We start from the raw sequence: 10,274 nt of genomic DNA on the forward strand, positions 1-10,274 counted from the left end.
GGCCGGGACGGGGGCGCGGCGGCCGGCGCGGCAGAGGGGGCGGGAGCGGAGTGCATCTGCTGGACCGGGGCCGCCGGCGCCTGGACGGCCGGTGCCTGGACGGCCGGTGCCTGAACGGTCGCGGCCGGAACGGCCGGGGCCTGGACGACCTGGGCGGCGCCCCCGGCGGCCGGCAGGGCGACCCCGCCCACCGCGGCGCGCCGCTCCAGCTTGTCCAGCCGGGCCTGCAGCGACACCGCGTCGTCGTAGGCACCGGGCAGCATCACCCGGGCGCAGATCAGCTCCAGCTGGAGCCGCGGCGCAGCATTGCCGCGCATCTCGGTCAAGCCGGTGTTGACGATGTCGGCGGCCCGGCTGAGCTCGGCCGGGCCGAAGGACTGCGCCTGCCGCGCCATGACCTCCACCCGGTCCGCGGGGGCGTCGATCAGCCCCTTCTCCAGCGCGTCCGGCACCGCGGCCAGGATCACCAGATCGCGCAGCCGCTCCAGCAGGTCGGCGGCGAACCGCCGGGGGTCGTGGCCGCCCTCGACCACCCGGTCCACCGCCCGGAAGACCGTCGCTCCGTCGTGGGCCGCGAAGGCGTCCACGACCTCGTCCAGCAGCGTGGCGTCGGTGTAGCCGAGAAGGGCGGTGGCCATGGCGTAGGTCACGCCGCGCTCGTCCGCACCCGCCAGCAGCTGGTCCATCACCGACATGGAATCCCGGACCGAGCCGGCGCCCGCCCGCACCACCAGCGGGAAGACGCTCTCCTCGACCTGGATGGACTCCCGCCCGCACACCTCCGCCAGGTAGTCCCGCAGCGTGCCGGGAGGCACCAGGCGGAAGGGGTAGTGATGGGTGCGGGAGCGGATGGTCCCGATGACCTTCTCGGGCTCCGTGGTGGCGAAGATGAACTTCAGGTGCTCCGGAGGCTCCTCGACCACCTTCAGCAGGGCGTTGAAGCCCGCGGAGGTGACCATGTGGGCCTCGTCCAGGATGAAGATCTTGTAGCGGCTGTGCACCGGGGCGAAGAAGGCCCGCTCGCGCAGCTCACGCGCATCGTCCACACCACCGTGCGACGCGGCGTCGATCTCGATCACATCGATGGAGCCAGGGCCGCCGCGCGCCAGGTCGGTGCACGACTGGCACACCCCGCACGGGGTGGGCGTGGGGCCCTGCTCGCAGTTCAGGCAGCGGGCGAGGATGCGCGCACTGGTCGTCTTGCCGCAGCCGCGCGGGCCGCTGAACAGGTAGGCGTGGTTGACCCGGTTGTTGCGGAGCGCCTGCTGGAGCGGGTCGGTCACATGCTCCTGACCGATGACCTCCGCGAAGGTCTCGGGGCGATAGCGGCGGTACAGGGCGAGAGACACGTCAACGAGGATATGGGGACGGACCGACAACCGGCGCCCTCGTCCCTCCGCCCCGGCAAACACAGGACCCCCCGTGCACCCGCCAGAGCTCACCTACCCTTGCTGCCTTCCGGCCCTGGGGGGGTTCAGCGAGATGACGCCGCACGAGGGGCTGGCACCAGAGTAGCGGATCTCCGGCCCACTCCGAACCGCTGGTCGGAACCGGAGCACGGTCACGGGTAGTGGTTCGCGAGCACCCTCCGGCATCTAGTAAGCTCTCCCACGGAGGATTCGCCTAGAGGCCTAGGGCGCACGCTTGGAAAGCGTGTTGGGGGCAACCCCTCACGAGTTCGAATCTCGTATCCTCCGCACCCGCCCACCTGGGCAGACGAGGGGCCCGACCGCGCTGCGGTCGGGCCCCTCGTCGTTCCGTAGTCTCATCTGTGGTTTCAACGGGCGAGCTCGGCTCAGTGCTGCAGTCCGAGAATCAGACGAACCGAGTTCTCCACTCGCCGCAGCTCGGCCGGCGCCAGAAGTCCGAGCCTTCTGCGCAGGCGCGACTTGGCGACGGTGTGCAGGTCCGCGCAGTTCACATAGGACTCGTCGTACTTGGTGAGCCCCGAGTCGGGACCGATCGGGATATGAGTGACGGAAGGACCGACCGTACCGGTGATCAGCGCAACGGTGACCGAAGACAGAGGTTCGGCGATGCGGTTGACAGTGAGCACGACGACCGGATGAGGGCCCACAGGTTGGGGGAACGCGCAGGCCCACACCTCGCCGCGCATGGCTGCGCCTGGCGTCACCACTGCATCTCGTCCACTTCTTCCAGGTCGGCCTCGCTCGGCGGCGTCACTCCTTCGGGAAGCGGCGCGGGCTGCCCCTGATAGAAGGTGCGGAGTTCGTCAGCCGCCCCGACCTCGGCGGCTTCGCGGGCAAGGAGACGAAGCCCCTCTCGGAGCGCGTCCGAGGTGGAGCTGAGGTTCAGTGCACGCATGACCTCCTGTAGCGCCTCCAGCTCGTCGGCCCGCAGCCGGACCTGTGCCAGCCTGCTGGGTCCCAGGCCGGGTGTCACCGGCGTCCGGTGAGGACGGCCGCTGGACCGCTTGGCTGACTTTTTGGATGTGGCTGCAGCACTCACGGCGTCGCCTCCAGTCGGTCTTACAACTGTCGTACACCGAGTGTCCGTAGGCAGGACCACATCGGTCAAGCGACAACCGTTGGATTCACCGGCCCGCGGCCGGTACAAGCTTCGGCCCAGCCGCCCAGCCGCCCAGCCGCCCGCTGCGCAACAGTGTTGTGAACCTGCCCCGGGAGGGCCTGGTCTCAGTTCTGGTCTCATTCACGCCTGTCCGGCCAGGTTCAGCCACCGCTCAGCCAAGCACTCCACCGCGGGGGTTGCGTCCTTGGAGGTGGTGTACGGGTGTTCCACCTGATCCGGGGGTTTGCTTTCGTGGGCAAGGCACTCACACCCGGCGCGACGCTCACGGCCCGGGGTGGCGGCTGCGAGCGCTGGACAGCCCGACGCCTGAGCGGAACGCTGGAGCGGGGAGGGCCGCGCCCTCGTTCTCGCTGGTGATGGTTTCGCCCGGGCGGAGTCCTGGCGTCCCATCCCTCACGTCAGAGGAGCGCTGATGACACCCACCTTCGACGCGGTCGTGATCGGGTCCGGCGTGAACGGCCTGGTTGCCGCTGCCCAGCTGGCCAGGAGCGGCTGGTCGGTGGCCCTCGTGGAAGGAAGCGACCGGCTGGGCGGTTTCATCGCCACCGAGGAGCGGACCCTGCCCGGCTACCTGCACGACACGTACTCCTCGTGGCACCCGCTGTTCGTGTCCGGCGGGGCCTACGCCGCCCTCGGTGAGGACCTGCACCGTCACGGTCTGGAGTACCGCAACACCGACGGACTGATCGCGGGCACCGTCACCGACGAGGGGCGTGTGGTCCTCGCCCACCGCGACCCCGCGGCCACCGCCGAGATGTTCGGCCACTCCGAGGACCGAACCGCCTACCTCACCGTGCTGCGGAGGTTCCTCGACAACGCCGACGCACTGGGCGGCATCCTAGGCGGCGAGCCACGCTCGCCCCGTGTGCTCCGGCATGTGGCGAAACTGCTGCGCCGCGAGCGCCTCGGCGGCGCCGAGGAGTGGCTGCGTGCTGCCGTGACCAGCGGTCGCTCCTACTGCCGCGGCACCTTCCGCGGCGACGAGCCCGATGTGCTGTGGACGCCCTGGCTGCTGCACGCCGGACTGTCTCCGGACCATGCCCTGGGCGGTCTGATGCTGCCCGTCATGGCCGCGACGCTGCACGGTTTCGGCATGCCCGTGGTGGCGGGCGGCGCCCGGAACTTCGTCCGCGCCTTCGAGGGACTGCTCGGCGAACTCGGGGTGCACATCTCCACAGGGCGGTCGGCGGAGCGGCTGCTCCTCACGGACGGCCGGGTCATGGGCGTGGTCACCGACGGCGGGACCGTCCGGGCCCGCCACGCCGTGCTGGTCTCGGTGACCCCGACCGCGCTCTACGGCGAACTGCTGCCCGAGGACGCGCCCGTGCCGCCCGCCGTCCGCGAGGAGGCCTCGCGCTACCGGTACGGACGCGCCGCGATGCAGGTCCACGTCGCCCTCTCGGCCCCGCTCGGCTGGCGGGACGCGCGCCTGGCCGGCCTCCCGCTGGTCCATCTCAGCGACGGGTCCGCGAGCACCGGGATCGCGTGCGCGGAGGCCGAGGCGGGGCTGCTTCCGCGCAGGCCCACACTGGTCGTCGGCCAGCAGTACGTCCTGGACCCTTCACGCGTGCCGGACGGCGCGGCGAGCCTGTGGATCCAGCTCCAGGAACTGCCCTACGAGCCGACCGGCGACGCGGCGGGCGAACTGGACGCCCGCGGCCGCTGGACGAAGGAGCTGACCGAGGGATACGTCCGACGGGTCCTGGCCAGGATCGCGCTTCACGCGCCCGACCTGCAGGAGAAGCTGCTCGCCTGGGATGCCGTCACACCGCCGGACCTGATGGCGCACAATCCGAACGCGGTCGGCGGCGATCCCTACGGCGGCTCGGCCGAACTCGACCAGGCCCTGCTGTGGCGCCCCCTGCCGAGCGCGGCCCGGCACGCCACACCCGTACCCGGCCTGTGGCACATCGGCGCCTCGACCCACCCCGGCGCCGGCCTCGGCGCCGGGTCGGGGCACCTCGTGGCCCAGCACCTCATCCGCGGCAGGCGCCGGAGCAGCAGGGGTGACGCGGCGCGCAGGGCGGTCGGTGGGGCGTGGTCGCGGCGATGACCCGGCCGGGTGGTCACCGTGCCGCCATGGGCTCCGGTGCGTGGTGGGCGCGACGGTAGGCCAGTGGTGACAGGCCCAGGTGCGTGTGGAAGTGCTTGCGCAGGGCGACCGGGTCGCCGAAGCCGCAGGCGGTGGCGATCCGTGCGACGGTCAGGTCGGTGGACTCCAGCAGCAGGCGTGCGTGCGCCAGCCGCTGCTGCGCCAGCCACTTCAGCGGGCTGCTGCCCACCTCGCTGCGGAATCGCCGGGTGAAGGTGCGCACGCTCATGTGCGCGTGCCGGGCCATGTCCTCCAGCGCGACCGGCTCGGCCAGCCGGTCCAGCACCCACTGCCGGGTCGCCGAGGTGGAACGGTCGCTGTCCTGCGGAACCGGGTGCTCGATGAACTGCGCCTGCCCGCCCTCGCGCCACGGCGCCACCACACAGCGCCGCGCGGCGGCCGAGGCCACCGCCGCCCCGTGGTCCAGACGGACCAGGTGCAGGCACAGGTCGATTCCGGCGGCTCCGCCCGCGGACGTCAGGATGCGTCCGTTGTCGACGAACAGCACGTCCGGATCGACCTCGACGCCGGGGAAGAGCCGCGCCAGCGCGTCGCACAGCGACCAGTGCGTGGTGGCCCGCCGACCGTCCAGCAGACCGGCCGCCGCGAGCAGGAAGGCCGAGGTGCACAGGCTGACGATGCGGGTCCGTGGGCCGATCCGGTCCAGCGCGGCGGCCAGTTCCCCGGGGAGCGCACCGGTCGCGAGCAGGTGCTCGCCGGGCTCCTGGGTGGCGAGCACAACGGTGTCCGCGGTCTCCAGCAGCGACTCGTCGTGGTCGACGAGGAGTCGGTAGTCCTCGTGCGTACGCACCGGCCGGCCGCCGAGGGAGCAGGTGCTGACGGTGTACAGAGGTGTCCCGTCCGGTTCCCGGGCCTCGTTGAACACCCGGGCCGGGATGCCCAGGTCCAGCGGCAGGACTCCGTCGAGGGCGAGGACGACAACACGGTGCGGCATGGCCGGAATGGTACGACGGATGACCCCCGGGCCACTCACCCGCCTCTGCAAGTACCCGCCACTCTTTCTTTGCCGGGGCCGCGGCCCCGGCAGAGAAAGAGCGAGACGGACATGAACGAGGACGACATGAGCGAGCACACCATGCGGGCGGTCACCATCACGGAGTTCGGCGGGCCGGAGGTGCTGACCGTCGAGGAGGTCCCGCGCCCTGTGCCGCTGCCGACCGAGGTGCTGGTGCGGGTGCACGCCGCCGGTGTCAACCCGGTGGACTGGAAGACCCGCGTGGGTCAGGGCATGGCGGGGCTGCAGACGTTCCCGCTGATCCTGGGCTGGGACGTCTCCGGTGTCGTCGAGGAGGCCGGCTTCGGCGTCACCACGCTGGCGCCCGGCGACGAGGTGTACGCCATGCCGTGGTTCCCGCGCGCCGCCGGCGGCTACGCCGAGTACGTGACCTCACCGGCCCGCCAGTGGGCCCGCAAGCCGGCCACCCTCGACCATGTGCACGCGGCCGCCGTACCGCTGGCGGCGCTGACCGCATGGCAGACCCTGGTCGACACCGCCCGGGTGCAGGCCGGCCAGCGCGTCCTGATCACGGCGGCCGCCGGCGGGGTCGGCCACTTCGCGGTCCAGTTCGCCCGGCACCTGGGCGCCCACGTGATCGCCACCGCGAGTGCCGCCCGTCACCCCTGGCTGAAGGAACTCGGCGCCGACGAGACCATCGACTACACCACCACCCGCTTCGAGGACGCCGCCGCCGACGTCGACGTCGTCATCGACCTGGTGGGCGACGCCCATGACCGGACCAGCACCCGCTCGCTGAAGGTCCTGCGCCCGGGCGGCCTGCTGGTCGCCGTCCCGGCCGGTGTCTCCCCGGAACTGTCCCGGGCCGCCGAGGCGGCCGGGGTGCGGGTCACCCCGTACCTGGTCGAGCCGGACGGCGCGGCGCTGACCACCATCGCAGGCCTGATCGACGCCGGTGAGGTCGCCGTCGAGGTGGAGGAGACCTTCCCGCTGGAGCAGGCCGGTGCGGCCCACGCCCGCGTCGAGGCCGGGCGCACCCGTGGCAAGGTCGTCCTCACCGTGACCGACTGACCACGCCCGGACAGCTGAGGGAGCGCACTGCGCAGCGACCCCCGCCATCCGTCCGGGCCGCCTCCGGTTGCCTACCGGCGTCCGCCAGTGTCAGGAACCCGCCGGGGCAGCCACTCCGTAGGCCTCGTGTTCGCCTCCCGCGCCCTCCACAGCCCGCCCCGCCCGGACGAAGGGCCCGGCCGCAGCCGCGGTCGGGCCCTCGTCGTACTCCGTCCCGGTCGCTCCTCCGCCGCGCCCGCAACGCGGTCGGCCCCGCAGCCGCCCCGGGGCCGTCCGGCCCCGGTGACGGCGGCGTCGATCAGTACCGGTAACCCCAGATCCCGAACGCGCTCTGCCTCACGACCTGCTCCGCGCCCGAGCCCCCGGAGTAGACGGCGCGGTAGTAGTACAGCCCCATCGGGTCCTCGTGCACCGTGGTGTCCATGTAGACAGCAGCGCTGTTGACCTTGCCCGTGGTGAGTGTGGTCCAGGAGCCGGTGCCGGGGTCCCAGCGTTCCCAGCGGTAGTCGGTGAAGTCGCCGCACGGCATGTCGAAGATGGTCTCGCCGCAGCTCATGTACAGATCCGGGTACGCGTCCTCGGTGATCGTGGTTCCGCTCCAGCCGGGCGGCAGCGTGTCGGGGAGGGTGACCGAGACCTCCGCGGTGTGGAAGAAGTCGATCCCCTGGTCCATGAACTCAGCGTCCGTGGCGGCCACCCGGTAGCTGTGCTCGCGGCCGTCGGGCAGGGTCGGGCAGAGCATCTCGGTGCCGGACGGGGACTCCCCTGCCCAGCAGTTCTTCTCCCAGACGGTCTCGCCGGTGTTCGGGTCGGTGGTGCTCTGCCACACGTAGTAGCCGAGCACGTCGTCGTCGGCCGGGGGGCTCCAGCTGAGCCGGACCCCGAACGGAACGGGTTCGGCCGTCAGGCCGACGACCGGCGCCGGCCGCCGGGTGTCCGCGGTGGTGATCGTGACGGGTGCGCCGGGCCCGGAGTGGTGCCCGTACCGGTCGACCGCGACGATGCGGTACTCGTAGGTGGTCTCGGAGGCACCGGTGGCCTCGATGCAGTCCGAGTAGACGACGTCCCGGGCGGCGGCGTACTCGGGGTCGGTGTCGTACCGGACGTTGGCCGGATAGCTCGTGGGCGGCACGTCGGGGCCGTCGGAGGCGTACGGGGCGCACTTGTCCAGGGTCACGGTGTCGCCGGTCGCCGGGTCGGTGCGCTCGATCAGGTACGTGGGGAGGTGGTCCTTGTCGGCAGCCCAGGGGTCGGCTCCGTACCAGGTGAGCACCACCCCGTAGCCGGTGGCCATCGCCCTGAGCCCGTACGGGGAGGGAGCGCCGGGCCGCTCCGGCATGGAGAGGGTGATCTCCCTCAGTGCGGAGCCGTTGCCCGCGGCGTCCAGCGCGCGGACGGCGTACCGGTACCAGTCCCCGACGTCCAGCTGCTGGTGCGGCACCACGTCGGTCCCGGTGGTGGTGGCCCTGGCGCCGAGGGCGTCGAGGTACCCGCCGGTCGCCGGGTCGTACTGGAACACCTCGTAGGAGACGGCGCCCGTGACCGGCGTCCACACCAGGTGCGGTACACCGGACCGGTAGTCGGCACGGACGCCCGGGGCCGCGGGCGGTGTGCGGTCGGAGAGGGTGACGGTCGTGACGGGGGAGTACGCCGACCAGTTGCCGGCCGCGTCCCGAGCCCGCCCCCGGTAGGTGACCCTGCTGCCGTCGGCGGGCTGACCGGTGTCGCAGAACGCGCCCTTCGCACCCGAGTAGACGGTCGTCCAGGCGCCGGTGGCCGGGTTGCGGCGCTGGGCCTCGTACCAGGCGATGCCGGCCCGGTTCGCCGTGGTGGTGACGAACTCGGGCGCCGCATAAGGGGCGTTGTCCGGGCAGGCGTCCATCTCGATGAACGGCGCTGCCGGCGGTGTCCTGTCGACGGTGGTGACGGCTCGGTCGGTGCTTCCGGCGGATTCGTGCCCGGCCTTGTCGACTGCGCGGACTTCGTAGTAGAAGGTCTGGCCGGTGGCGGGCAGGGTGTTGGTGGCCGAGGTTCCGGTGAGCAGGGCGGTGCCGCTGACCTTGGTCCAGGTGCTGCTGCCGCTCAACCGCCGGTAGACGCGGTAGCCGGCGAGGTCCATCTCCGGGTTCCGCGCCCAGCGGACGGTGGCGGCACGGCCGGTGGCGCTGTAGACGGCGGTGACACCGGTCGGCGCCAGCGGCCTGACCTTGTCGACGCCGGCGGAGGTGAGCGGCGCATAGCTGAACTTGACGTTGGCGTAGCCGGTCCAGGCCACGAAGTCGACGCGGAGGGTGTGGGTGCCGGAGGGGATGGTCACGTGGACCGTCCTGGACTGTGTGGTGGAGACGTTCCGCCACATGTCGATCCTGCGCACGCCGTCGACGTAGACACGCACTCCGTCGCGTGCCGCGGCGTACAGCGTGAACGGGCCGCCGGAGCCGAAGTTGCGGCTCATGGTCCAGCGGACGGAGAAGTTGTCCCTGGGCAGGGTGACGCCGGCGGGGTCACCGGTGCCGTAGTTCTCGTTGATCGCCGTGTCGCAGGCGGTCCGCTTGGGAGTGCCGCTGAAGGTCGTGTTGGCGTAGAACTGCGCTTTCCACACCGGGGAAGCGCAGCTGACGGCCGCGGTGGCCGGGACGGCACCGAGCAGGCTCGCCGCGGCCGCCGTCACGGTCGCGGCAGCCACGGATCTCAGCCGTATGGGAGTGGTCACAGTGAACGGCCCTTTCAGGCCCAGCAGTGGGAACCGGGGCGCAGCCAGGCGGAGACATGGGGCAGGCAGTCCGGGCGCAGCCCAAGATCGGCCGGCCTGCGGACTCTACGCCACCCGCCTCGCCCCTGACGAGTCGTTTGAACCGGCCGCGTGGCCCGCCGTTCCGCTCCCGGACCAGGCACAGCGAGCGGTGTCCACCCCGTGGGTCGGCATGCGTCCCGTCACTCTCACTCAACTGCGGTCGTGGGTTGCTCAGTCGAGGCAGAGGGCGGCGAGGCGGGGGAGCCGGGCTGCGACCCGGGCGGTGTCCTCGAAGGCGAAGTTCCAGTCGGGGTCAAGGGGTGGGTGGCTGAGGGTGAACCTGTCGGCCGGCAGATCGTCACCGGTTGCCTGACGGTGGGCGTGCCAGACGATGCCCGGCATCTCCTCGCACTCCAGGTCCACACCCTCAACCACCGCTCTGCGTACGGCCGACAGGTCGGCCGGCCGGTCGGCGTCGGCGACGACCTGCTCGAAGGTGGCGCGGCCCCGGGTCGTCACCCAGCCGCGGAAGTAGTCGAAGCCGTCATCGGAGCAGCCGCCGTTGATGAGGTAGGCCGCAGCCCAGGGAGGCGCCCGGTAGGCGGTGGCCATGAGGTCCCAGATGATCTGCTGGGCGTCGAGGATCTCCCGGGGGTCGCAGGCGGCCAGAAGTGCTGTCGCCCGGGAGGCGATGTCCTGGGCGTCGTCGGGGTCGTCGACGCTGCGGCGGGCTTCTTCCACGAGGTCCCAGAACCGGTCGATGTCCATGAGGGGGAGCATCCCAGCGGGGTCGGACAGTCCGGCGGCTCGGTGGTGATGGGGCGGCCGGGGCGGGGCTGGGTGCCGGGCTG

The 10,274-nt window shown here is 71.9% G+C and carries 8 protein-coding genes, 1 tRNA gene and 1 other RNA gene; 3 read left to right on the plus strand and 7 right to left on the minus strand.

Going from position 1 to position 10,274, the window contains the following annotated elements; translation table 11 throughout:
• Both AOK09_RS30435 and ffs read right to left on the minus strand, forming a co-directional pair.
• A partial coding sequence (locus AOK09_RS30435) for a DNA polymerase III subunit gamma and tau (RefSeq protein WP_157876100.1) occupies positions 1-1,349 on the minus strand: 1,349 nt, incomplete at its 3' end.
• 59 nt (positions 1,350-1,408) lie between these two features.
• Positions 1,409-1,505, minus strand: an RNA gene (ffs, locus tag AOK09_RS37095) — signal recognition particle sRNA small type.
• A 107-nt stretch (positions 1,506-1,612) separates the two neighbouring features.
• On the opposite strand from ffs, the gene AOK09_RS30440 reads away from it, so the two are divergent.
• Positions 1,613-1,697: transfer RNA gene (locus AOK09_RS30440), tRNA-Ser, on the plus strand.
• Positions 1,698-1,795: 98 nt separating this feature from the next.
• On the opposite strand, the gene AOK09_RS30445 is transcribed toward AOK09_RS30440, so the two are convergent.
• Together AOK09_RS30445 and AOK09_RS38455 are read right to left on the minus strand one after the other, a co-directional pair.
• Positions 1,796-2,116: a type II toxin-antitoxin system PemK/MazF family toxin gene (locus AOK09_RS30445; RefSeq protein WP_265736752.1), complete on the minus strand. Its 321-nt coding sequence runs from the start codon at positions 2,114-2,116 to the stop codon at positions 1,796-1,798.
• Positions 2,117-2,130: 14 nt separating this feature from the next.
• Positions 2,131-2,325 carry a hypothetical protein gene (locus AOK09_RS38455; protein ID WP_217698513.1) on the minus strand — a complete coding sequence of 65 codons (195 nt, stop codon included), beginning with the start codon at positions 2,323-2,325 and terminating at the stop codon, positions 2,131-2,133.
• 637 nt (positions 2,326-2,962) lie between these two features.
• On the opposite strand from AOK09_RS38455, the gene AOK09_RS30455 reads away from it, so the two are divergent.
• Entirely contained in the window at positions 2,963-4,603 is a 1,641-nt protein-coding gene (locus tag AOK09_RS30455) for a phytoene desaturase family protein (RefSeq protein WP_055590457.1), read from the plus strand.
• Positions 4,604-4,616: 13 nt separating this feature from the next.
• Here AOK09_RS30455 and AOK09_RS30460 read toward each other — a convergent pair whose 3' ends face one another.
• Complete coding sequence (locus tag AOK09_RS30460) at positions 4,617-5,597, minus strand: GlxA family transcriptional regulator (RefSeq protein ID WP_055590458.1); 981 nt, start codon at positions 5,595-5,597, stop codon at positions 4,617-4,619.
• A gap of 126 nt (positions 5,598-5,723) precedes the next feature.
• Here AOK09_RS30460 and AOK09_RS30465 point away from each other — a divergent pair, with 126 nt between their 5' ends.
• A complete protein-coding gene (locus tag AOK09_RS30465; RefSeq protein ID WP_055590460.1) occupies positions 5,724-6,689 on the plus strand; it encodes an NADP-dependent oxidoreductase in 966 nt (321 codons plus the stop codon).
• Between the two features lie 298 nt (positions 6,690-6,987).
• Here the strand turns inward: AOK09_RS30465 and AOK09_RS30470 are convergent, their stop codons facing one another.
• Positions 6,988-9,375, minus strand: coding sequence for a PA14 domain-containing protein (locus AOK09_RS30470; protein ID WP_245687555.1), 2,388 nt, complete (start codon positions 9,373-9,375; stop codon positions 6,988-6,990).
• Positions 9,376-9,654: 279 nt separating this feature from the next.
• Positions 9,655-10,191 carry a DUF4240 domain-containing protein gene (locus AOK09_RS30475; protein WP_055590461.1) on the minus strand — a complete coding sequence of 179 codons (537 nt, stop codon included), beginning with the start codon at positions 10,189-10,191 and terminating at the stop codon, positions 9,655-9,657.
• Positions 10,192-10,274: the final 83 nt, after the last annotated feature.

Origin of the sequence: Peterkaempfera griseoplana, from assembly GCF_001418575.1 — a bacterium.
Lineage (GTDB): Bacteria > Actinomycetota > Actinomycetes > Streptomycetales > Streptomycetaceae > Peterkaempfera > Peterkaempfera griseoplana.

What these genes read in the sequence shown, in the direction of transcription:
- AOK09_RS30445 (WP_265736752.1), bottom strand. Translation starts at nt 2,116, where the DNA reads ATGCGCGGCGAGGTGTGGGCCTGCGCGTTCCCCCAACCTGTGGGCCCT.
- AOK09_RS38455 (WP_217698513.1), bottom strand. Translation starts at nt 2,325, where the DNA reads ATGCGTGCACTGAACCTCAGCTCCACCTCGGACGCGCTCCGAGAGGGG.
- AOK09_RS30455 (WP_055590457.1), top strand. Translation starts at nt 2,963, where the DNA reads ATGACACCCACCTTCGACGCGGTCGTGATCGGGTCCGGCGTGAACGGC.
- AOK09_RS30460 (WP_055590458.1), bottom strand. Translation starts at nt 5,597, where the DNA reads ATGCCGCACCGTGTTGTCGTCCTCGCCCTCGACGGAGTCCTGCCGCTG.
- AOK09_RS30465 (WP_055590460.1), top strand. Translation starts at nt 5,724, where the DNA reads ATGAGCGAGCACACCATGCGGGCGGTCACCATCACGGAGTTCGGCGGG.
- AOK09_RS30475 (WP_055590461.1), bottom strand. Translation starts at nt 10,191, where the DNA reads ATGGACATCGACCGGTTCTGGGACCTCGTGGAAGAAGCCCGCCGCAGC.